Annotated in this window: 21 protein-coding genes; 3 read left to right on the top strand and 18 right to left on the bottom strand. The window is 63.1% G+C overall.

What is annotated here, in order from left to right:
* Positions 1–32 precede the first annotated feature (32 nt).
* The 5 genes from bfr to ACGYK7_RS02460 all read right to left on the bottom strand — a co-directional run bounded on the left by bfr (position 33) and on the right by ACGYK7_RS02460 (position 3975).
* Positions 33–518 carry a bacterioferritin gene (gene bfr, locus ACGYK7_RS02480; RefSeq protein ID WP_394398670.1) on the bottom strand — a complete coding sequence of 162 codons (486 nt, stop codon included), beginning with the start codon at positions 516–518 and terminating at the stop codon, positions 33–35.
* Positions 515–763 (bottom strand): bacterioferritin-associated ferredoxin, encoded by a 249-nt coding sequence (locus ACGYK7_RS02475; protein WP_067266845.1) that lies wholly within the window; start codon positions 761–763, stop codon positions 515–517. Before ACGYK7_RS02475 ends, bfr begins: the two co-directional genes overlap by 4 nt.
* Before the next feature lie 63 nt (positions 764–826).
* On the bottom strand, positions 827–2089 hold the full coding sequence (locus ACGYK7_RS02470) for an imelysin family protein (RefSeq protein ID WP_394398668.1): 1263 nt from the start codon (positions 2087–2089) through the stop codon (positions 827–829).
* Positions 2090–2215: 126 nt separating this feature from the next.
* Entirely contained in the window at positions 2216–2773 is a 558-nt protein-coding gene (gene rsmD / locus ACGYK7_RS02465) for a 16S rRNA (guanine(966)-N(2))-methyltransferase RsmD (protein ID WP_394398666.1), read from the bottom strand.
* Positions 2770–3975: an NAD(P)/FAD-dependent oxidoreductase gene (locus tag ACGYK7_RS02460; protein ID WP_394398664.1), complete on the bottom strand. Its 1206-nt coding sequence runs from the start codon at positions 3973–3975 to the stop codon at positions 2770–2772. The genes rsmD and ACGYK7_RS02460 overlap by 4 nt, the downstream gene beginning before the upstream one ends.
* An 88-nt stretch (positions 3976–4063) precedes the next feature.
* Between ACGYK7_RS02460 and ACGYK7_RS02455 the strand changes: the two genes are divergently transcribed.
* Entirely contained in the window at positions 4064–4552 is a 489-nt protein-coding gene (locus tag ACGYK7_RS02455) for a peroxiredoxin (protein WP_394398662.1), read from the top strand.
* Positions 4553–4774: 222 nt separating this feature from the next.
* Here the strand turns inward: ACGYK7_RS02455 and ACGYK7_RS02450 are convergent, their stop codons facing one another.
* The 8 genes from ACGYK7_RS02450 to ACGYK7_RS02415 form a co-directional block, all read right to left on the bottom strand.
* Positions 4775–5620 (bottom strand): mechanosensitive ion channel family protein, encoded by an 846-nt coding sequence (locus ACGYK7_RS02450; RefSeq protein ID WP_394398660.1) that lies wholly within the window; start codon positions 5618–5620, stop codon positions 4775–4777.
* Between the two features lie 12 nt (positions 5621–5632).
* Positions 5633–5941, bottom strand: a complete 309-nt coding sequence (locus tag ACGYK7_RS02445; RefSeq protein WP_243262074.1) for a 4a-hydroxytetrahydrobiopterin dehydratase — start codon at positions 5939–5941, stop codon at positions 5633–5635.
* Entirely contained in the window at positions 5938–7125 is a 1188-nt protein-coding gene (locus ACGYK7_RS02440) for a GNAT family N-acetyltransferase (protein WP_394398658.1), read from the bottom strand. Before ACGYK7_RS02440 ends, ACGYK7_RS02445 begins: the two co-directional genes overlap by 4 nt.
* 48 nt (positions 7126–7173) lie before the next feature.
* Positions 7174–7935: a glycerophosphodiester phosphodiesterase family protein gene (locus ACGYK7_RS02435; protein ID WP_394398656.1), complete on the bottom strand. Its 762-nt coding sequence runs from the start codon at positions 7933–7935 to the stop codon at positions 7174–7176.
* Positions 7932–8390 carry a RidA family protein gene (locus tag ACGYK7_RS02430; protein ID WP_394398654.1) on the bottom strand — a complete coding sequence of 153 codons (459 nt, stop codon included), beginning with the start codon at positions 8388–8390 and terminating at the stop codon, positions 7932–7934. The genes ACGYK7_RS02435 and ACGYK7_RS02430 overlap by 4 nt, the downstream gene beginning before the upstream one ends.
* 84 nt (positions 8391–8474) lie before the next feature.
* Entirely contained in the window at positions 8475–9785 is a 1311-nt protein-coding gene (locus tag ACGYK7_RS02425; protein ID WP_394398652.1) for an HlyD family type I secretion periplasmic adaptor subunit, read from the bottom strand.
* Entirely contained in the window at positions 9782–11518 is a 1737-nt protein-coding gene (locus ACGYK7_RS02420) for a type I secretion system permease/ATPase (protein ID WP_394398650.1), read from the bottom strand. The genes ACGYK7_RS02425 and ACGYK7_RS02420 overlap by 4 nt, the downstream gene beginning before the upstream one ends.
* A 112-nt stretch (positions 11519–11630) precedes the next feature.
* The gene (locus tag ACGYK7_RS02415; RefSeq protein WP_394398648.1) at positions 11631–13877 is read right to left on the bottom strand and encodes a transglycosylase domain-containing protein; all 2247 of its coding nucleotides are present in this window, start codon (positions 13875–13877) and stop codon (positions 11631–11633) included.
* A 271-nt stretch (positions 13878–14148) separates the two neighbouring features.
* Between ACGYK7_RS02415 and ACGYK7_RS02410 the strand changes: the two genes are divergently transcribed.
* The gene (locus ACGYK7_RS02410) at positions 14149–15456 is read left to right on the top strand and encodes an ammonium transporter (RefSeq protein ID WP_394398646.1); all 1308 of its coding nucleotides are present in this window, start codon (positions 14149–14151) and stop codon (positions 15454–15456) included.
* 58 nt (positions 15457–15514) lie between these two features.
* Here the strand turns inward: ACGYK7_RS02410 and ACGYK7_RS02405 are convergent, their stop codons facing one another.
* The 5 genes from ACGYK7_RS02405 to ACGYK7_RS02385 form a co-directional block, all read right to left on the bottom strand.
* Complete coding sequence (locus ACGYK7_RS02405; RefSeq protein WP_394398644.1) at positions 15515–17245, bottom strand: histidine kinase N-terminal 7TM domain-containing protein; 1731 nt, start codon at positions 17243–17245, stop codon at positions 15515–15517.
* A gap of 186 nt (positions 17246–17431) precedes the next feature.
* Positions 17432–18613: an aromatic amino acid transaminase gene (locus ACGYK7_RS02400; protein ID WP_394398642.1), complete on the bottom strand. Its 1182-nt coding sequence runs from the start codon at positions 18611–18613 to the stop codon at positions 17432–17434.
* 33 nt (positions 18614–18646) lie between these two features.
* Positions 18647–19501 (bottom strand): 3-mercaptopyruvate sulfurtransferase, encoded by an 855-nt coding sequence (gene sseA, locus ACGYK7_RS02395; RefSeq protein ID WP_394398640.1) that lies wholly within the window; start codon positions 19499–19501, stop codon positions 18647–18649.
* A gap of 274 nt (positions 19502–19775) precedes the next feature.
* Positions 19776–20264, bottom strand: coding sequence for an SsrA-binding protein SmpB (gene smpB, locus ACGYK7_RS02390; protein WP_394398638.1), 489 nt, complete (start codon positions 20262–20264; stop codon positions 19776–19778).
* A gap of 47 nt (positions 20265–20311) precedes the next feature.
* Positions 20312–21130: a sulfotransferase family protein gene (locus tag ACGYK7_RS02385; RefSeq protein ID WP_394398636.1), complete on the bottom strand. Its 819-nt coding sequence runs from the start codon at positions 21128–21130 to the stop codon at positions 20312–20314.
* Positions 21131–21300: 170 nt separating this feature from the next.
* On the opposite strand from ACGYK7_RS02385, the gene ACGYK7_RS02380 reads away from it, so the two are divergent.
* Positions 21301–22878 carry a DUF5928 domain-containing protein gene (locus ACGYK7_RS02380; protein ID WP_394398634.1) on the top strand — a complete coding sequence of 526 codons (1578 nt, stop codon included), beginning with the start codon at positions 21301–21303 and terminating at the stop codon, positions 22876–22878.
* Positions 22879–22885: the final 7 nt, after the last annotated feature.

Raw genomic sequence — 22885 nt, 5'->3', positions numbered from 1 at the left:
GGCAGGCCCGAAACCGGGCCTGCCCGTCGCGGTTACTTGCTCTCGTCTGTCGGCTTGGCCTGAAGTTGGCCATAGACGGCCTCGCCCAGTTCCGCCTGAAGCGCCAGTTGGGTTTCGAGGAAGTCGATATGCCCTTCCTCATCGGCAATCAATTCTTCGAACAGGTTCTTCGAGACATAATCGCCCACCTGATCGCAGTGATTACGCGCTTCGATATAGAGGGTGCGGGCCTCATGTTCGGCGGCAAGATCGGATTCGAGGCACTCCTTGACCGTCTCACCAATGCGCAGCGCGTCCAGCTTTTGCAGATTGGGGTGCCCTTCGAGGAAGATGATCCGCTCGATCAGCTTGTCGGCGTGGTTCATCTCTTCGATGCTTTCCTCGCGCGATTTATCGGCAAGCCGGCCATAGCCCCAGTCTTCTTGCAGGCGGTAATGCAGCCAATACTGGCTGACCGCCGTCAATTCACTGCGCAATGCCGCGTTGAGATATTCGATGACCTTGTCGTCGCCCTTCATGAACCTGTCTCCTTGTTTGGTTTTGCCTGACATAGAGTGGTTGTCAGCACCGGCACGGAAAAGTTGCCATTTCCGCGCATGGTAGACAAGAACAGAGGCATACAACCCCCACAATCGGCCGCTTTGCCCAAAGCGCGGTAGACTTTACCGGCCGTGATGACCGTACGTGCGTCAGAGGCGCGCATCCAGTCGATGGCATTGTTGATGTCGCGATCGGTGATGTTCTGACAATGACAAACAATCATGGTGTTGCGTATTCCTTGGCTGGCCCCGGGCCGCGACAGCGCGCCCCGGGGGATAGTTTAGGATTACTGGAAGACGGCCTCCGGCGCGTCGAGGCTATCGGAGCCTTCGAAGGCGATCTCGTCACCGCCCAGAGCCGTCACCGCGCGTTCGATGGCGCGGGTCTGGTTCACCAGCGCGTCGACCGCACCCATGATCAGCGCCTCGCCTTCGGCATTGCCGCGCTCAAGCATCATGTCATAGCTGAAACCCGCTTCAGCGGCAGTCTTGATCTGGCCCAGCTCCACCATGGAGGCGTTCAGCTTGGCGCGCAGGTCTTCGTCGACACCCGCGTCAGCACTGGCCACCAGATCGGACAGCGACGCGCCCGAGACCACGCGCCCATCGACACGCAGGTATTCGCCCAGATAGACATTCCGCACGCCCAGCCCGTCGTAGTAGTGGCTGTTGTGGGTGTTGTCCGAGAAGCAATCATGCTCTTCCTCGGGGTCGTTCAGCATGACGCCCAGCTTCATCCGCTCCCCGGCCTGTTCGCCGTAGGAAAGCGAGCCCATGCCGGTCAGGATCGCGTCGATCCCCGCGTCTTCGTCGGCCAGCACGGCGGCGCGTGCCTCACCGCCTTCGGCCCATTGACCGGCCATCCACTCCAGATCGCTGACCAAAAGATCGGTGGCGGCCTTGAGGTATTGCCCACGGCGGTCGCAATTGCCGCCGGTGCAGTCGTCACCCGCCGCGTAATCGGTCCAAGGACGGTCACCCGCGCCGTGGTCGGTGCCGTTCAGGTCTTGGCCCCAGAGCAGAAATTCGATGGCATGGTAGCCGGTGGCGACATTGGCCTCGACCGCCCCCGCCTCATGCAACTGCCCTTCGAGCAGGTCAGGCGTGATCTCGGTGGCGTCCACCTCTTCCCCGCCGAGCGTGAAGCTCGGGTTGGCGATGACGTTCAGAACCGCCAGTTGGTTCTCATCCGTCTCACCACCATAGGAGGCGTCGACATAGTCGATCAGACCTTCGTCCAGCGGCCATGCGTTTACCTTGCCTTCCCAGTCATCGACGATGGCATTGCCAAAGCGGAACACCTCGGTCTGCTGATAGGGCACGCGGGCGGCCAGCCATGCGGTTTTCGCGGCCTGAAGCGCCTCGGCAGAGGGGGAGGCGATCAGCGTCTCGACGGCGGCTTGCAGGGTCTGCGCGGTGGTCAGACTGTCTTCGTATCCGGCCTGCGCGATGTCGGCATAGGTGTCCAGCACCTCGGCCTTGCCTTGGGCGAATGCCGGGGCGGCGGCGAATGTGACCAGCGCAATGGCCGTGGACGTTTTGAGGCGCATCGGATGTCCTTCCTTGAAAATCACCATGGTCCCGGCGCGGGGCGCGGGGCCTTCTCGCAATAGGTGACTTATTTGGTCGGAAAAGACAAGGTGCAACCTCAGTCGGGCTGAACCTGCGAAATCCCGTTAGTTGGTGGCCCGTTCCAGCAGGGTCACATGGGTATCGCCATATTTGCGCGTGTCGATCCGGGCGAATCCCTCAGGCGCCTGCATGGGAGCGCCTTCCTCCCAGACAACCATCGCGCCGGGGGCGAGCCAGCCGCCTTCGGCCGCCGCGCCAAGCGCCTTTTGCCCCATGAATTTGCCATAGGGCGGGTCGAGAAAGACCAGGTCGAAAGCCGCCTGCGCCCACGGCCCCAGCCGCGTGGCATCGTGGCGCAGCAATTGCGTGTCCGCCGCCGTGTCCAGCTTGCGCATATTCTCTCCGATCAGCCGCTGCCCGGTGCGGCCATTCTCGACGAAACAAACCGTTGCAGCCCCGCGCGACAGCGCCTCGAACCCAAGCGCGCCGGTGCCCGCAAAGAGGTCCAACACCCGCGCACCTTCGATCACGTCGTGATGGGTCAGCATCGAAAAAAGGCTTTCGCGCACCCGGTCCGAGGTCGGACGCAGATGCGCCCCGGCATCGCCCTTGCCAAGTGCCGCCAGCGGGCGGCCCCGGTATTTCCCGGCGATGATCCTCATGCCCGCAGGAGCGCTTTGAGGTCCGTCTGAGGGTCCGCGACCAAGGCGGGATCGGGCGATTTGCCCGCTTCGATCAACCGTTTGCCGACCATATAGCCGCGCGGATCGTTCGCGGCATCGACGGCCAGCAAGGTCTCACCGCGGTAATACCAGAAGGACGCGCTGCCCGCGCTCCGGCGGGTGACGACGCGGTCATAGCCTGCGTTCAGCCCGGCGATTTGCAGTTTCACGTCATATTGATCAGACCAGAACCACGGTTTGGCGATATAGTCCTTGCCCGCGCCGAGGATGTTTTCCGCCACAACCTCGGCCTGGTCGATGGCGTTCGGCACGCTTTCCAGACGGATGCGCCCGCCGCGATAGGGGAATGAGGTGCAATCGCCCGCCGCCCAGATGCCGGGCAGGTTCGTGCGGCCCTGCGCGTCGACCTTGATGCCATTTTCGATCTCGACCCCCGCGCTGGCGGCCAGCGCGATGTCGGGCGCGATGCCGACACCGGTGATGACGAAATCGGCGGCGATCTCTGTGCCGTCGCTCAGCCGTGCGCCAGTGACTTGGCCCGCGCCCAAAAGCCGCTCCAGCCCCACGCCTTCGCGCAGGCGCACGCCATGGCTTTCGTGCAGGGCGCGGAAATAATCGCTGGTCTCGGGCGCGGCCACCCGTTGCAGGATCCGGTCGGCCATTTCCACCAACGTGACCTCGAGCCCCAGCTTGGCCGCGACCGCCGCCGCCTCCAGCCCGATATAACCGCCGCCGACGATCAACACCTTCGCGCCCGTGACGAAACGCGGGGCCATGGCATCCACATCCGCCAGATCGCGCACGGTAAAGACACCCTCCAGCGTCCCGCCGATCGCGGCGGGCAAGCGGCGCGGGGTCGAACCGGTGGTCAGCACCAGTTCGTCATAGGCGACCGGGCCGTCGGAGGTGCTCAGCACCCGCGCCGCGGGATCAATCGCCGTAACGCGGCAGTCGGTTTTCAGCGTAATGCCCTGATCGGCGTAAAATGCCTCGGGTCGGAGCAAAAGACGCTCTTGGCTCATCTCCCCCAGCAGGTAGCCTTTGGACAGGGGCGGGCGTTGGTAAGGGGCGCAGGGCTCGGCGCCGATGAGGGTGATTTCCCCCTCGAACCCGCCGCTACGCAGTTTTGCCACGCATGACGCCCCCGCCTGCCCGGCTCCGATCACCACCACATGCTGCATCTGCCATCCCCCGATTGATCTGGTCTCAGTCGCGGTCAAAGCCTATATTTGGCCCCAAGACAACCGCAATGACAGGAGAGGCTATCCCATGACGATTTCTCAAGGTTCGACACTGCCGGACGCGAAACTGGTTCAGATGGGCGCCGATGGGCCGGAGCCGGTGCAGATGGCCGACAAGGTCAAAGGTCGCAAAGTGGTGATCTTTGCCGTGCCGGGCGCCTTCACGCCGACTTGCCACTCTGCCCATGTGCCCAGCTTCGTGCGCACCAAGCATCAGTTCGACGCCAAGGGCGTGGATGAGGTGATCTGCATCTCCTGCAACGATCCTTTCGTGATGAAGGTTTGGGGTGAGGCGACCGGCGCAACCGAGGCCGGGATCACCATGCTCGCCGATGCCAGCAGCGCATTCACCCGCGCCATCGGCATGGAGTTCGACGCCGAGGGCGCCGGGCTGGTGAGCCGGTCCAAACGCTATGCGATGCTGGTCGAAGACGGGAAGGTGACGCTCTGGCAGCCCGAAGAACGCGCCGGCACCTGCGAGATTTCCGGCGGCGAAGCGCTGTTGGACAATATGTAAAGTGACGGGCAGCGACTGAGCGGATCAGGCGCTGCCCTTCCAACGATCCGCCCGGTGGCACACCGGGCATCGCCCTCCCTCCCCCCGGAGGGCGATTTTGCAAGGGTCTGGCAGACGGAACCTCAATTTAGGGTGAACCGGCCCGCCATACAGCAAGCCCCTCATCGCCCCCCAGGGAGGGCGATGCCCTTCGTTTCAGCAGGCAACGCCCCTTCAGACGCCTTACTCCGCCGCCTGCACGATGGTGCGCGTGGGGAACGGAATATCCACCCCGCCCTCATCCAACGCTTCTTTGACTTTGCGGGTCATATCGGCCTTGAAGGCAAAGTAATCCCCCGCGCTGCACCAGACCCGCACAAGGAAATCCACCGAACTGTCGTTGAGGTTGTTTACCTGAATGAAGGGCTCGGGATCCGTATGCGCCCGCTCGTCCGACATGATCGTGCTGCGGATGATATCCTCGGCGGTCTTGAGGTTCGCCCCATAGCCCACGCCAAAGGTCCACTCCGCCCGGCGTGTGGGGTTGACCGAGTAGTTGGTGATCACATTGCCCCAAACCTCGGAGTTTGGCACGATGACCTGCACGTTGCTGAGATCGGCCAGAACGGTGTAGTTTAGGTTGATCTGCTTGATCGTCCCCATCTCGCCCGCGATCTCTACGAAATCGCCGATCTTGATCGGGCGGAACAGGATCAGCATGACCCCCGCAGCCACGTTCGACAGGGTGCCCTGCAGCGCCAGACCAATCGCCAGACCCGCCGCACCAATGACCGCCACGACCGATGTCGTCTTGACCCCGAAGGTATTGAGAACAAAAAGAACGGTGAACCCCAGCACCACATAGCGCACGATGGAGGCGAGGAATTCGAACAGCATCTCATCGAGATGCTTGTGCCGTTTGCCCAGATTCTCGACCCGATGTTGCAGCCAAGTGGACAGGATCCAGCCCAACAGCAGAATGACAATCGCGGCGATCACCGACCCCGCCGCGCTGGCCAAAAATTCCAGCGTCAGCAGATCGGCGACTGTCTTGCCCTGCCACAACTCGGTTTCAAACAAATCTTGCATCCGGTCTCTCCGTCAGTCTTTCCCGGCCCCAAAGAGACCATCCATCTTGCGCGCCAGCTTCGCGTCGAGCGAGCTGAGCCCATCCACGTCATGGGTGATCAACGTCACCTCCACCCGGTTGTAAACGTTGCTCCATTCCGGATGGTGATTCCATTTTTCCGCCCAGATTGCCACCCTTGTCATCCAGCCAAAGGCATCGGCGAAATCACTGAACTTGAAGGTCTTGTGGATCGCATCCCGGCCTTCCACCATCTCCCAGCCCGTATTAAACAGCGGCTGAAGCAGGGTCTTGCGGGTCTCGATGCTCAATCTCTCGGTCATTCTTGTTCCTCGATCGTCGTCTTTTTGAAAGGGCCGTAGTCGGTCAGCACGCTGATCTCCTCGTCCACGGCGTCGCGTTCGGCCTGCAAATACTCCCCCACGGCGGCGGCAAAGCCCGGGTCGCGCATCCAATGCAGCGACCATGTGGGCGAAGGCAGATAGCCCCGCGCGAGCTTGTGTTCGCCCTGCGCGCCCGCCTCGACACGGGCAAGCTCATGGGCGATGGCGAAATCCATGGCACGATAATAGCACAGTTCGAAATGCAAAAAGGGGTGGTGCTCGGTGCAGCCCCAGTAGCGGCCAAAGAGCGTCTCGCGCCCGATGAAGTTGAGCGCCCCGGCCACCCAACGCCCGTCGCGCTCGGCCAGCACCAAAGCGATATCGCCGCGCAGGCTTTCTTGCGCATGGTCAAAGAAGTCCCGCGTGAGATAGGGCGAACCCCATTTCCGCGCGCCGGTGTCTTGATAGAACTGCCAAAAGGCGTCCCAATGTTCCGGCGCGATCTCGTCGCCAGTGAAGGTATGGATCGTGCCGCCAAACGCCTGCGCCTGCGCGCGTTCCTTGCGGATGTTCTTGCGCTTGCGCGAAGACAGGCTGGCGAGGAACCCGTCGAAATCGGCATAATCGCGGTTGTGCCAATGGAATTGCTGGCTTTTGCGGCTCATCAGGCCGAGTTCTTCGGCCCGCGCGACTTCGCCCTCGGTGCAAAAGGTCACATGCAGCGAGGACAGGGCGTTGTTGTCGGTCAGCTGCACCGCGCCTTGAACCAACGCCGCCGTGCCCGCCTCTTCGAACCCGGGACGCACCAGAAAACGCCGCCCGGTGGCCGGGGTATGTGGCACCGCGATCTGGAGTTTCGGGTAATAGCGCCCACCCGCGCGTTCATAGGCATAGGCCCAGTTGTGGTCGAAGATATATTCGCCTTGGCTGTGCGATTTGGCATACATCGGCGCCACGGCGATCACTTGCCCCGCGATCCGCGCCACCAGATACTGCGGCTGCCAGCCGGTGCCGGGGCCGACAGAGCCGCTGCGCTCAAGCGCCGAGAGGAAGCGATAGGTGGTGAAAGGGTCGCGCGGACGGCCCCCATCCGCGGCCTCGGGACAGGCGCAGGCGTCCCAATCCTCTTGGCCGATCTGCGCCAATTCCGGCACCACGGTAATCTCGATTTCCTGCGCGTTCATCTGAACCTTGCCTGCCTTGCGTCCTATGTGTGGCCTCGGGCTCGCAGATCAAGGGCGCGGGCGCGGCAGATAATCCTCGAAGGTCACGTTCTGCGCCACCTGACGCGCGATTTCTTCCTTCGCTTGGCTGCGGATCGTCCAGCAGAGCACCGCCGCCCCCTCGGCCTTGAGTTCCGCCACGCGCGGGCGGTTCAAATCGTCGGCCTCATGGCTGATGAAACAAGACCCGCTGTCGGCGTAATCGGGAATCTCGCGCAGCCGGTCGCAGGTCGCGGCGGGCAGCGGCCATTCATCGGGGCGATAGGCGCTGGTGGTCAGACCGCGCGGCACCTCGGGCAAAAGCCGGGCCAGCGCGCGCACCGAATGCGGGTTGAAGGACATGACCGCCAAATCACCCCGGTAACGGCCAAGCAGTTCCGCCGCGGCGGCCTCAAGCGCACCGACATCCGGCCCCATGGCACCGTCCTGATCCTTGAACTCCACCAAGAGCGGCACGCGCCCGGCAACGAGGTCGAGGATTTCCTCAAGCGTCGGGATGCCCTCATCGCCACCCTTCAGCGGGATCGCGGCAAGGGCCCTTGCGTCGCGCATCCGAACCGCGCCCCGCTCTGCCGTCAGCCGCTCCAACCCGTAATCGTGGAACACCATCGGCTTGCCATCGGCGCTGAGTTGCAGGTCGATCTCGATGCCCAGGCCCGCATCGACAGCCGCGCGCACGGCGGCGCGGCTGTTCTCGGGCCGTCCAGCGGCGAGGTCATGCAACGCGCGATGCGCCAGCGGAATGTTCAAAAAGGCGGCAGGAAGGGTCATTCGATTTCAAAGGTGCCTTCGATTTCGACGGCGACCCCCAGCGGCAGCGACGCGGCAGAGACCGCAGAGCGGGCGTGACGGCCCGCGTCGCCCAAGGCCTCAACCATGAAATCGGAGGCGCCGTTGATCACCTTCGGCTGGTCGGTGAAATCGGCAGTGGAATTCACGAAGCCGGTCAGTTTCACCACCCGCTTGAGCCGGTCCAGATCGCCATCACAGGCGGCGCGGACCTGCGCCAGAAGGCTCAGCGCGCAGCTGCGCGCGGCGGCGGCACCGGCGTCGACATCCATATCGGCGCCCAAACGCCCGGTGATCAACCCATCCGGCCCGTTGGAGATCTGGCCCGAGACATAGACGGTATTGCCGGTGACCACGAAGGGCACGTAGTTCGCGGCGGGCGCGGGCGCGTCGGGCAGGGTGATGCCGAGATCGGCAAGGCGGGCGGTCAGGGACATGACGGGCTTCCTTTGGTTGCGGTTCTGGGCGGACGCTAACCGCCAGCCGCGCCAAGGGAAAGCCCCTTTGCCACCTGCCCCGCCTCAGCTTTCGCGGAAGGCGCGGGCGAAATAGTCGGCCATCGGTTTCAGCAAATAGGCCATGGGAGAGCGCTCACCGGTGCGGATGAAGGCCTCGACCGGCATGCCGGGGAGCAGGATGGTGCCCGCCTCCAGCTTATCCGTCTCACCGGGGTTCAGCGCAATCTCGGCCCGGTAATAGCTCTGACCGGTGGCGTTATCCTCGATGGAGTCGGCGGAGACCTGCAATACCTTGCCCACCAGTTCCGGCGTGGTGCGCTGGTTCAGCGCCGAAAGACGCAGGTTCACCTCTTGGCCCACGGCGACCTGATCAATGTGAATTGTCTGCACCTGCGAGGCGATGATCAGCGGACGGTCCTGCGGGACGAGATACATCAGCGGCTCCGCCGCGCGGACAACCGAGCGGGGGGTCTGCACCTGCATGCCATAGATCACCCCCGACACCGGCGCGCGAATATCAAGGCGGTCAATCTCGGCCCTGAGCGCGCGGCGTTGTTCGGCCATCTCCAACTCACGATAGCGCAGATCGCGCAATTGGGTGATCGCCTCTTCCCGCCCGGCGGAGCGCAGTTTCAGCCGTTCGATGTCGATCTCTGTCACACGCTCTTGCGACTGCGCCTTTTGCGCCGAAAGCTCTCCGATCTGGCCGCGCAGCCGGGCCTGTTCGCGCATCAGGGTAAGCACGGCGGAGGCCTGCGTCAGCCCCCGGTCCAGCAGCGACTGCTGATTGGCCAATTCCTCTTCGATCAGTTCCAGCTGCCGCGATAGCGCGGCCTCCTGCGCATCGACCCCGCGAATTTGCGCTTTGATCTGCGCCCGGCGCTTGCCCAATTGCTCAAGCTCTTGCGCCACGCTGACCCGGCGCGCGTCAAAAAGGTTGCGCTGCCCGTCCACGAGTTCCTGCACATCGGGGTTCGCCGTCCCGGCGGTCAGCAACTCTTCGTCGAAGGTGACGGTCTCGACCTCGTCGCGCTGCGCCTCCAGCCGTCCGCGGCGGGCCATAAGCTCGTAAAGCTGCCCTTCGACAATGGCCAATTGCGAGGTCAACTGCTCCGCATCCAGCCGCAGCAGCACATCCCCGGCAGCGACGCTGTCGCCCTCATCCACAAGGATGTCGGCCACCACGCCGCCGGTCTCATGCTGGACGATCTGCCGGTTGCGGTCGACTTCGATCCGGCCCGAAGCCACGACCGCCCCGGCGATTTGGCTGGTCACCGCCCAAGTGCCGAAACCGCCGAAGAGCAGGAGCAGCCCGATGAAGCCAAGGATCAAGGGCCGCCTCGCCGACCAGTCTTTGTCCTCGCGACCGCTCATACCACGCCCCCCGAGCGCGCGGGCGCTTTCCGAATCTCGCGGTGGTTTTGCACCATCCCGGCCAGCACCTCATCCTTGGGGCCAAAGGCTTTGCGCATGCCGTTATCCAGCACCAGCAGCGTGTCGCATTCCTGAATGGCCGCCGGGCGATGCGCCATGATCAGCACCGACCGCCCGCTGGCCTTCATCTGCCGGATCGCGTGGTTCAGCGCCTGCGAGCCGGTGTTGTCGAGGTTCGAGTTCGGCTCATCCAGCACGACGATCACCGGGTCATCATAAAGCGCCCGCGCCAGCCCGATCCGCTGCATCTGCCCGCCCGAAAGCCGCACCTGCCCCGCGCGGATGGGCGTGTCATAGCCCTGCGGGAATTCGAGGATCATCTCATGGGCCGCCGCCATTTTGGCCGCCTTGACCACTTTGGCGTCATCGGGCTCGGGGGAGAGGCGGGCGATATTTTCGGCAATGGTGCCGTCGAACAGTTGAACGCGCTGCGGCAGATATCCAATATGCCGCCCCAAGGTCTCGCTCCCGTAATGCTCAAGCGCGGCCCCGTCGAGGCGGATAGACCCGCCCGCAGGCGGCCAGACCCCTGTGAGTGTGCGGGCCAAGGTCGATTTCCCCGCCCCCGAGGGACCGATCACGCCGACCGCCTGCCCCGGCTCTACGGTGAAGTTGATCGACTTGAGCGCCGCCTGTTTCTCACCCGGTGCCACGACGGTCAGCGCCTTGGCAGCCAGTTTCGCCTTTGGCTGTGGCAGGGCCGTGCGCGCGGGCTCCTCCCCTACCGCACCCAAAAGCTGCGCCAGATTGGCCCAACCGGCCCGGCCCCGCTGCACCACGGGCCATTGGTTCAACGCCAGTTCCACCGGGGCCAGCGCCCGACCCAAGAGGATCGAGCCTGCGATCATCGCGCCCGGCGTCATCTGGTTTTTCAAGACCAGCCAAGCGCCAAGGCCCAGCATGGCGGATTGCAGAAACAACCGCAGCGTCTTGGTCATCGCGGTGAAAGTGCCGCCCACGTCGGTCGACTTCACCTGCTGCGCCAGCGCCTGCCCCCGGGCCTGCTGCCAGCGGGTAAAGGCGGCATCGCGCATCCCCATGGCCTGCACCATCTCGGCCTCGACCCTGATCTGGCCCGACATGGCATCCGCCGCCTGCCCCGAGATGCCAGCCCGGGCTTGGCTTTCGCGCGACAGCATCTGATTGGCCACCGCGATTGCCACCAGCACGGCGGCACCGCCCAAGGCCAGCCAGCCCAGCATCGGATGGAACAGAAAGATCGCGGCGAAGAAGATCGGCGTCCATGGCGCGTCAAAGGCGGCCATCAGCACCGGGGAGGTCATGAGGCGTTGCACGGCTTCGAGATCGGCAAGGCCTGCGTTGGTTTTCACGTCCGGCGCCACGGCGGATTTGCGCACCACCGCGTCGAACACCCGCCGGTCGAGATCGGATTGAAACCGCGCCCCCACCCGCGCCATGATCCGACCGCGCGTGTAATCCAAAAGCCCCATCACCGCATAGAGAAAGACCACAAGAACCGAGAGGGCGATCAGCGTTTCCTCTGACCCGGAGCCGAGCACGCGGTCATAGACCTGCAACATATAGAGCGGGCCGGTGAGCATGAGCATATTGGCAAAAAGGCTGAACAGGGCCACCGCCCAATAAAGCCCGCGGCTGCGCCTGCGCACGCGACGCAGTTCGGACAGCCCCCTGTTCACCACATCGCTTTGCATCAATCCCTTTCAACGCTGCCCGCCACGCGCGCAGCACCTTCCCGCCTTCGGGGAATTGATACTGAGTTTAACAACCCAATGCTATTGATTTTTCGACCTGCCCCCGACCGCCTCAGCGGTCGAGGAAGTTCGGCGCGGGCGCGCTGGCGCCGCTGCCACTGCTGCCGCCCCCGAAGATGTCGCGCAGAACGCGGTCGATCACGTTATCCGCGCCGCCTTGGTTGCCACCGCCCTGCGGTTGCGGCTGGGGCTGCGGTTCGGGCTGTGCCTCGCTCAGGTTGCTGGGCGGGGCGGGTGCCTGCATTGGCAATTCCGAAAGAGGAATCCCCTCATGCACGCGGCTCATGGTTTCGCGCCAGATCTCTGCGGGCAGCCCACCGCCCGTGACCCCGGTAAGCGGTGTGTTGTCGTCATAGCCCATCCAGACCCCGGCCACGTAATCCGCCGAGAAGCCGACGAACCAAGCATCCTTGTTGGCCGAGGTGGTGCCCGTCTTGCCCGCCAGTTGCCGCCCGCCAAACTGGGCGCGCTGGCCGGTCCCTTCGGAGATCACCTTTTCCATCATATAGACCAACTGGCGCGCGGCATCTTCTTGAATGACGCGTTCGTTGATGCCGCCGCCGGTGCCCATCAGCGGCTCCGTCTCACCCAATAGGCGCAGATCGACGAGCCCGTAGGGCGTCACCGATGAGCCGCCGTTGAGGATACCGGCATAGGCGCCGGTCATCTCAAGCAGGGTGCTTTCCGATGCGCCAAGCGCCAGCGCCGGACCGGCGGCCAGATCGCTTTTGATGCCGAACTGCGTGGCGACCGAACTCACCGTCTCGCGGCCCACGCTTTCCGAGACTTTCACCGCCGGAATATTCAGCGAGCTTTTCAGCGCCTCGGTCAGGGTCACCGGGCCCTTGAAACTCTTGGTGTAGTTCTTGGGGCACCACTGACCCGAGCCGGGAATGTTCAGGCAGTAGGGCTCATCCACGATGATGTCATCGGGTGAATAGCCCAGATCGAGCGCCGCGGCATAGATGAAGGGTTTGAAAGCCGAGCCGGTCTGGCGCATCGCCTGCGTGGCACGGTTAAAGGCGCCCGCAACCTTGGTCTTGCGCCCCCCCACCAGCGCACGCACGGCGCCATCGGAAGACATCACCACGATCGCCGCCTGCGCCTTTGAGCCTTCGCGGACCTTATTCTCAAACACCCATTTCAACCCGTCCTCGGCCGCGCGCTGAATGCGCTGATCGAGGGTCGTCTTGATGATCACGTCTTCGGTGGTGTTGCGGGTAAAGAACTCCGGCCCCGAGGACATGACCCAATCGGCGAAATAACCGCCCGCCTCGGCCTCTGCCGCCTCGGACAGTTGCGCGGGGTTGGCGATGGCCTCGTCAGCCTCGGCGGCGGTCAAATAGCCCTGCTCTTCCATCAGCCGGATCACCGTGGCGGCGCGGCTTTGCGACCGGTCGAGATTATTGGTGGGCGAGAGGGTCGTGGGCGCGGTCAGAAGACCGGCCAGCATCGCGCCTTCCGCGGGCGAGAGGGCCGCCGCGGGCTTGCCGAAGAACCGCTGCGCCGCGGCCTCCGCCCCAAAGGCGCCGCCGCCCATATAGGCGCGGTTAAGGTAGATCGAGAGGATGTCGTTCTTGGTGTATTTCAGCTCCATCGCGATGGCAAAGAGCGCTTCCTTGGCCTTGCGGCTGAGGGACGAACGACGGCATTCCGCCTCGTATTCCCTTTCCGTCATGCCGCTGCTGGGGTCATAGGGCTCTCCCAGACAAAGCAGCTTGGCCGTCTGCTGGGTGATGGTCGAACCGCCGTGGCCGGACAGCGGCCCGCGCCCCTCGGCCAAGTTGATGCGCACCGCCGAGGCGATGCCCCGCGGGCTGACGCCCAGATGGCGATAGAATCGCTTATCCTCGGTGGCGATGACCGCGTTTCGCAGATGTTTGGAAACCGATTCCGCCGAGACCACGCCGCCAAACTGATCGCCGCGCCAGGCAAAGACCTCTCCCTCACGGTCGAGCATGGTGACAGAGCCGCGTGCGCGGCCATCCAACAGCGTCTCAAGCGGCGGGATCGAGGTGTAGATATAGCCAACGGCCAAAGCGAGGACGAGGAAGACCACAAGGCTCACGCGCCACGTGATTGTCCAGATCAAGCGCCAAATCCAACGGGCGAGGCCCGCAAAGAAACCGACGATACCGCCGCGCCGGGGGCGTTTGGGACGGGCGGCTTTGCGGCGGGCGGGCGCGGCCTTGCGCGGGGCCGGTTTGCCCTGCGCCGCAGTCTTGGCCTTGGGTTTGGCCTTACCGGGATACCGCTTGTCGGCCACCAATGGGCGTTTGCGCTTGTTCTTGTCGGTCATAATATCGCCTGCTCGGCCCTATTTTTCGCCACTTTAGCCTGACTGCAGTGGATTGTTTAGCACTGCAAGGTCCAATCGGCGTCAAATGTCTGATTAATTTATAGGCAGATTCCAGCCTGCGCCCGCTTTTTAAGCGGCACTGCCAAGCAATGGCGCAAATATGGCAAGCAAACCTGTCCAAGAGCGTCCGATATCCGGTTTTCTCATGCTGCACGGGCAGCCGCCCGCTTCGGTAAGCACGCATTCGGACCCGCAGACAGGAAACGACCATATGAAACCCATGTTAATACTTCCCCTCGCAGCGGCGGTCAGCGCCCTGCCCGGGCTGGCGCTGGCACAGGACGCGGAATACGCGACGCTGGCGGATACGACCTTCATCTTCAACACCCTGCTTTTCCTGATCGGCGGCTTCCTCGTCTTCTGGATGGCGGCGGGTTTCGCCATGCTGGAAGCGGGGCTGGTGCGTTCCAAGAACGTCACCACGCAGCTGACCAAGAACATGGGCCTCTTTGCGCTTGCCGCGGTCATGTATTGGCTGGTCGGCTACAACATCATGTATCCCGGTGACGGCAATTGGATCATGGAAGGCGTCTTTGGCACTCTCGCCACCAAGGACATCAAGACCGAGATCGACGCGGGCGGCTATTCCAATGCCTCCGACTTCTTCTTTCAGCTGATGTTCTGCGCCACCACCGCCTCCATCGTGTCGGGTGCGCTGGCCGAGCGGATCAAGCTGTGGCCCTTCCTGATCTTCGTGGTCGTGCTGACCGGCTTCATCTACCCGATCGAGGCGTCCTGGCAGTGGGGCGGCGGTTTCCTTTCCGCCATGGGCTTTAGCGACTTCGCCGGCTCGACCCTCGTGCACGCTGCTGGTGGCTTTGCCGCCCTCGCCGGGGCCATCGTACTGGGGCCGCGTTTGGGCAAATACGGCAAGGATGGCCGCGTCGTGCCGATGCCGGGTTCCAACCTCGCGCTTGCCACTTTGGGCACCTTCATCCTGTGGATGGGCTGGTTCGGCTTCAACGGCGCGTCGCAGCTTGCCATGGGCACCATCGAAGACGTGGACGCCGTGGCGCAGATCTTTGCCAACACCAACATGGCCGCTGCCGCCGGTGCCGTTGCCGCGCTGATCCTGACGCAGGTGATGTACAAGAAGGTTGACCTGACCATGGTGCTGAACGGCGCGCTGGCCGGTCTCGTCTCGATCACCGCAGGGCCGCTTGACCCGACGCTCTTCGGTGCGCTTTGGATCGGTGCCGTGGGCGGTGTCATCGTGGTGCTGACCGTGCCGATGCTCGACAAGTTCAAGATCGATGATGTGGTCGGCGCGATCCCGGTTCACCTGATCGCCGGTTTCTGGGGCACGCTGGTCGTGCCGGTCTATACCGAAGGCACATCCTTCGTCACACAGATCATCGGCTTTGCCGCGGTTGGCCTCTTTGTCTTCATCGTCAGCTTCGTCGTCTGGCTGATCCTGAGAGCCGCCGGTGGCATCCGCGTCAGCGAAGAGGCCGAGATCACCGGTCTGGACATGTCGGAACTGGGGATGGAAGCCTACCCCGAGTTCGCCAAGGGCTAAGCCCCGGCGCATCGCCAAACAATCGACCGCCCGGCCCGCAATGGCCGGGCGGTTTGCGTTAGCCCACTAGGGGTAAAGAAATCGTAAAGGTCGTGCCAACACCCGGGGCGCTGACATAGCGGATGCTGCCGCCGTGCCGGTCCAGAATCTGCCGGGTGATATGCATCCCCAGCCCGCTGCCATAGGCGATCTTGGTGTCGGAGCCATCGACCTGCGAAAAGGGCGCAAAGACCTGCTCTTCCGCGCCCGGAGGGATGCCACAGCCGCTGTCGCTGACCTGCACATGCGCCATGCCTTCGGACTGCCGAAGGCTGACCTCCACCTGCCCGCCCGGTGCGGAGAATTTCACCGCGTTCGACAGCACATTTCCAAGGACCTGCCCCAACCGCTCTGCATCGGCTTGGACCGTCAGCACCGCCTCGGGCATCTCGCAGCTAAAGCGGATATCCTTCTCCGGTTGCAGGCTTTCCGCCCGCGCCACGGCCTTTTGCACCAGCGGCGCGAGCGCGGCAGGTTGCAGGTCGATGCTGAACTCTGCACTGCTGAGGCTTTGGGTGTCGATCAGATCATTGACCAAGGTCGTCAGCGTCTTTGAACTGCCGATCGCCTTTGCCAGCAAGCGCGCCTTTTGCGCATCGCTCACCCTGGCCCCGCCCTGCGACAGCAGGCCAAGGGCGCCGTTGATGACCGTCAGCGGGGTGCGCAGCTCATGGCTGACCGTGGCGAGGAACTGCGCCTGCATCTGCTCGGCGGCGATGGCCTTCTCGGCGGCGATCTTTTGCACGGTCACATCCACCAACGCCACGGCCCAACCTGCCTGCTTCTGCCCCGCGCCCAGAGAGATCGCATGGGCGCGTACGGCGAAATGGCGGTGGCCCAGTCGGATATCGGTCACATCGGGCAGGCTGCCATGGGCTGCAAGATAGCGGATGATCGGCCCCAACTCCCCAAAGGCGCTCAACGGTGCCTCGGGGTCGGCCTCCCGGGCCAAGAGGTCGGCGGCGGCGGGATTGGTCTCGATCGCAGCGCCGCTCGGGTCGACCACGAAAACCGGATCGGTGCTGTTGTAAAACAACAGCTCGCGCGCGATTGCGTTCACGTCGATCCAGCGGTTATCGGCCACCAGCCAGACCACCAGCGTCAGCGAAAGCGCGAAGGAGAAGGGCGTCGGATCGGTGTTGAACAGGGTGATGCCGCCCAAGATATAGGCCAGATTGGCCACCATGGGGATCAGCGTCGCGGCGAAAAGCTTGAGGAAAAAGCTGCGCACCGCCGGGTTGGCCGAACGCACCGCCCGCCCCGCCACGACCGCCGCCGCCATGATGACCATGTAAAGATAGGTGATCGCGATGAAGAACAGCGGGCCGTGGTCAGATTGGACATAGGCCCCCTCTGCGCTCATCAACCACTTGGTTTCGGGGCCATAGAACTTCTCATGCCAGCCGCTCGTCACCGCGGCGAGGGTGATCAACGCGGGCGCAAACCCCGCGCAAAGCGGCACCAACCACCGCGGCACCTTGGCCCCGAGCGCATATTCATAGAGGAAGAATGCCCAAAAGGTCGGCAGCAGCACAAAGCCGATCCACGCAAGGCGGCTGACCCCAAAGGCGCAGGCGGCAGAGGGGGCGGAAAGTTCGACCCCGACCGACAGAAGCCAGAGGTCCATGGCCAGAATGGCCAGCAAAAACCAATGCTTACCGGGCAGGCTGCTATGCCCGCGCACCCAATAGCCCAAGACCGTGACAAGCGATGCCGTCACGATCACCAGCTCTACCGCAGGCAAACTCACATCCAAACGAATGCATTGTAAAAACGATACTAAAATTGACCCGACCCTGAGTTTTCACTCACGCTATCTAAACATGCCATTTCGACCAAGTTTTGATTAAAACAGGCCGGAATAGAGGCAGGGCCCCATCGTTCGGCAACAATTGGGGGCCGCTCCGGGCCGCGACCTGCGCGGCCCGGGATGCCGTTAGATACCGACGTCGATGATCGCACGGGCAAGGATCGGCACGCTGTGCTGGTTCAGCCCGGCAATGTTCATACGGCTGTCGCCAACCATATAGATGCCATGTTTCTCACGCAGCGCATCGACCTTATCCGGCGTGGTGCCAAGGCGCGAGAACATGCCCCGGTGCTGGGCGAGGAAGCCAAAGCGGTCCGACCCAGAGAGTTTCTGCAACTCATCCGCCAGTTGCTCTCGCAGACCCAGCATGGCGTTGCGCACGTCTTCCAGCTCGGCCATCCAGTCGGCCTTAAGGTCGTCATCAGTCAGGATGGTCGACACGATCCGCGCGCCGTGATCGGGCGGGAAGCTGTAGTTCTGGCGGTTGAGAAAGGCCAGGGTAGCTTGGTTCAGCCCCTGCGCCGCCTCGGCGGCCACCAGCATCAGAATGCCGGTCCGTTCGCGGTAGATGCCAAAGTTCTTGGAGCAGCTTGCCGCGATCAGACATTCGGGCACCGAAGCGGCCACCTTGCGCGTCGCAGCGGCATCCGCTTCCAACCCGTCGCCGAAGCCCTGATAGGCGATGTCGATCATCGGCACGGCACCAGTGCTTTGCAGCACGTCGATCACCGCGTCCCACTCCGCGCTGTTGAGGTTCGCGCCCGTTGGGTTGTGGCAGCAGCCGTGCAGCAGGACCACATCGCCCTTCTTGGCGGTCTTGAGGTCTTCGATCATGCCGTCGAAGTTCACGCCACCGGTTTGGCTGTCGAAATAGCGGTAGTTCACCACCTCCATGCCCAGATAGGACAGGATCGACAGGTGGTTCGGCCATGTCGGGTCAGAGACGAACACCCGCGCTTCGGGGTTGGCCATACGCACCAGTTCAAAGGCCTGACGCACGGCACCGGTGCCACCCGGGGTGGCGGCGGCGGCAATCGCGCCGCGCGGCACGGCGTCGCCCAGAACCAGTGCGGCCATCGCATTGGTATAGGCCGGATCGCCGGCCAGACCGGTGTAGACCTTGGTTTCCTGGTTTTCCCAGATGCGCTGCTCGGCGGCTTTGACGGCGCGCATCACCGGGGTGTTGCCACTGGCGTCTTTATAGACACCGACGCCGAGGTCGATCTTCGTGTCGCGCGGGTCTTCGCGGTAAGCCTGTACAAGGGCAAGGATCTTATCGGCGGGTTGCGCCTTGAGCGTCTCGAACATTGGGTTCTCCGGTTGGAAGGTAACGGTAAAGGATTAAGCCGCGCCGGTGGCCACGGGCACGGTGGGGAACATGCCCCATTCTGCCCAAGAACCATCGTAGAGCGACCATTTGCGGTGGCCCATCCGCTCCAGCGCCAGCGCCAGCACGGCGGCGGTGATGCCCGAGCCGCAGGAGGTGATGACGGGTTTCGACAGGTCCACGCCCGCCGCCTCGAAAATGGCGCGGGTCTCTTCGGGGGTCTTCATCGTTTTGTCGTCGTTGAGCAAATCGGTGAAGGGCACATTGCGCGCGCCGGAAATATGGCCCGCACGCAGCCCCGCGCGCGGTTCAGGCGCATCGCCGCGGAAACGTGCTGCGGCGCGGGCGTCGACGATCTGCGGATCGCCGAGTTTGGAGGCATGGGCCACCTGTGTCACGTCGCGCACCAGTTGGTTCTGGAAGCGCACGGTCATATGGCGGTCGCGTGGCACGGGGGGCATGTCTTCGGTCTCGCGCCCCTCGGCCTGCCATTTGGGCAGCCCGCCATCCAGCACGGCGATATTCTCTTGCCCCATCAGGCGGAACAGCCACCAGACCCGCGCGGCGGACATCAGCCCCGCGCCGTCATAGACCACCACCTGATGCCCATCGCCCACACCCATGGCGCGCAGTCGCGACATGAATTTCTCGATCGGCGGGGCCATATGCGGCAGGTCCGAACGCGCGTCTGAGATATCGTCGATGTCGAAAAAGCGCGCGCCGGGTATATGCGCAGCGTCATACTCCGCCTTCGGATCGCGCCCGGCGTCGGGCAGATACCACGAGGCATCAAGGATGCGCAGGTCCGGGTCTTTCAGATGCTGAGCCAACCAATCGGTTGACACCAATGTCTTGGGATCGTCGGCCATGGGGGCCTCCTTCGTCGCGGGCGTTGCCCATGCCTATAACCGGCAGGGGATGCTGGCAAGTGGAAGGGGGGCGGCGAGGCGTGCTGAGGGCCATCGCCTGCCCGCGGGTGGGCGATGTGACGTCGGTTCATGCCACTTTATGTCTCAACCGTGATGTACGTTCGCGAAGCTGCGCCAAACCTTACCAAATCGCCTACCCGGCGGGGCGGGCAGGCGATGGCCCGGCGCCTGCGGCTTGATTCCGGGCCGGTGGTAAGCTCGGTCGAAGCGAAACCTACCCGTGATCCTTCAACAACCGCTGCTTCTGCCGCGACCAATCGCGCTTGGCCGCCGTCTCGCGCTTGTCGTGCAGCTTCTTACCCTTAGCCACACCGATCTTGATCTTCGCCATGCCGCGATGGTTGAAATACATCACCAAGGGCACCAGCGTCATGCCCTTGCGCTGCGTCGCGTTCCACAGATCGGCCAATTGCTTACGGCTGACCAACAGTTTGCGCCGGCGGCGCTCCTCATGCTGAAAGGTCTTGGCCTGTTTGTAGGGCGCCACATAGGCGTTCACCAACCACAGTTCGCCATCCTCCACGGCCGCATAGCTCTCGGCGATATTCGCCCCGCCTTCGCGTAGGGATTTCACCTCGGATCCCTCAAGGATGATACCGCATTCGATATCTTCTTCGATCGCGTAATCAAACCGCGCGCGGCGGTTTTCGGCGATCACCTTGTAATTCGGATCGGATTTGGAACTGGACTTGACCTGTGACATGGCAAAGCATGTAGAGCGCCCCCCGCCCCGGTGCAAGATGCTGCCGCTCAGTCACCGAGTTTGGCGTGTACCTCATCCAAATCGATCTCCCCCAGAGGCTGCTTATTGCCGGGGTTGTCGAAGTCATATTTGAACAGATCGAAGTCGCGTTTGTAGATCTCGCGCATCAGATGCATCGACAGATCATCGAAGTAATCTTCGACCGGATGCGCCCGCTTAGGCCCATGGCCTTCGCTTTCGTTAAAACGCGGGATCGCCGCCAGATCGACAGGGTGCGGCGCATCAACGGCATCAAGCACCTGCTGCATCCCATCGTTGAACCGCTCGGTCCAGAAGATCTGGTCGTAGGTGCCGCCGTTGACGATGAACGTGCTGACATGGCCCGAGACGGCCGACCAGTGAATATCCGGGTCCATTGGCCGCCGCCAACGAATGCTATCGCGCGCGAACAGCAGGAACCGCCGGAAGCTCGCGATCTGGTCGAACTCCTGCTTGCCGTCCTCACCGCCCACGTCGATCCCGTATTTCTGCACCAGCAGCGGCACCAGATTGCCGCGATAGCGCCGCCCGTTGCGCTGAATGCCGCAAATCTTGTCAAAGAAAGACGACAGAATCCGCGTGTAAGGGTTGCGCACGCAGGTAAAGGCATAGGACTTGCGCGCCGTCACATTCTCGGCAATCGGCCCCTGCGACCCATCCAAGGCCCATTTATGAATGCCTGATTTGGCATCATGGATGTCGCCATCGAAGAATGCGCCATGATCGGAATAATACATGATCTGGCCGATGGTCGAACAGGCGCATTTGGGCACCACGCGGTACACCATGCTCTCACTTTCCGTCATCCATGTTCCGGGAAAACCCATGCGCGTCCTGCCTCCTGCTGGCGCTGGCTGTTTTAAGCAACAGTCAGACCTCGGTGCAAAAAAGCAAAGAAATGCTGTTTATTCAATCGGTCTTCAGGATTAACTAGGAAGGTGATCCACGACAAAAGGCCGATGCAAGCGGGCCGCGACAAGGACATTCGGTATCCTGCATGGCGAAAATTGCCTATATCCTGCTGTGCCACAAGGATCCGGAGGCCATCATCCGGCAGGCCGAGCGGCTGACCGCCGTGGGCGATTACATGGCGATCCACTTCGACGCCTCCGCCAGTGCCGAAGACTACGCCCAGGTCACCGCGGCCCTGCGCGACAACTCAAACGTCACCTTCCCGCGCAAACGCATCCGCTGCGGCTGGGGCGAATGGTCCTTGGTGCAAGCCACGCTCGACACGCTCACCGCCGCGATGGAAGCCTTCCCGCGCGCCACGCATTTCTACCTGCTGTCGGGCGATTGCATGGCGATCAAATCCGCCGAATACGCGCATCGGTTCCTCGATGAGAATGACACCGACTTCATCGAAAGCGTGGATTACTTCGAAAGCGATTGGATCAAGACCGGCTGGAAAGAAGAGCGGCTGATCTATCGCCACTGGTTCAACGAACGCACGCAGCGCAAACGCTTCTATGCAATGTTCGAGGCCCAGAAACGCCTTGGTCTCACCCGCAAGATCCCTGCCGACCTTCAGGTGCAAATTGGCAGCCAGTGGTGGTGCCTGCGCCGCCGCACCGTGGAGGCGCTGATGGCATTCAGCCACGAGCGCCCCGACGTGATCCGCTTTTTCCGCAGCACCTGGATCCCGGATGAGACCTTCTTTCAAACCCTCGTGCGCCACCTCGTCCCCGAGGACGAAATCGCCAACCGCAGCCTGACCTTCCTGCTGTTTTCCGACTACGGCATGCCGGTCACCTTCTACAATGACCACTACGATCTGCTGCTCGGCCAGAACCACCTCTTCGCCCGCAAAATCAGCCCCGAGGCACTGGACCTCAAACGCCGCCTCGGCCTGCTCTACGCTGCCCAAGGGGTGCCGTTCCAGATCAGCGACGAAGGCCGCAACCTGTTCGAATTCCTCACCGCGCGAGGCCGCATCGGCCGCCGCTTCGCCCCCCGCTTTTGGGAGACGGAATCCAGCCTTGGCCGCGAGCGGGAGTTGCTGATCATCATCGCCAAGAAATGGCATGTGGCAAAACGGCTCGTCGGACGGATCCGCCAGCAAACCGGTCTCCCGGCAGTGGATTTCCTCTTCAACGAAGAAGACACCCCCCTGCCCGATCTGGGCGGCATTCAAACCACGCTGGAGAAGCGCACCCGCCATCGCCGCGCCCTGATGCGGATGCTCTACGACTACTACGACAGCCCGCGGCTGATCGTCTGCATCGACACGTCGAACCTCGACCTGCTGCGCGATTTCGCCTCGGACCGTGCGCAGGTGCGCATGCTTGAACTGGAATGCAAACTGACCGACGCCTATCTTTGCAGCCACGCCCGGCGCATCGGCCTGAGCGGCGCGCAAACATCGCAAGAAAACCTGTCGCGCCTGCTCCCCACGGTCCGCGGCAACATGCTGCATGAAGTCGACCAAATCCGCGACGCCCAATTCGCGAACTACAGCCGTCTCTCCGAATACGCCGAGCTCGGAACCAACACCGCAGCCCTCGCCCATTTCCTCAAGGTGACCGAAGACGAGGCCCGCGCGATCGTCCAGCCCGTAGGCCTCTTCGCAGATTAGTGCCGCC

Source organism: Sulfitobacter sp. 1A15299, assembly GCF_043556915.1.
Lineage (GTDB): Bacteria > Pseudomonadota > Alphaproteobacteria > Rhodobacterales > Rhodobacteraceae > Sulfitobacter.
Note: the sequence above shows the minus strand (reverse complement) of the source record. Positions and strands in the feature narration are given on the sequence as shown.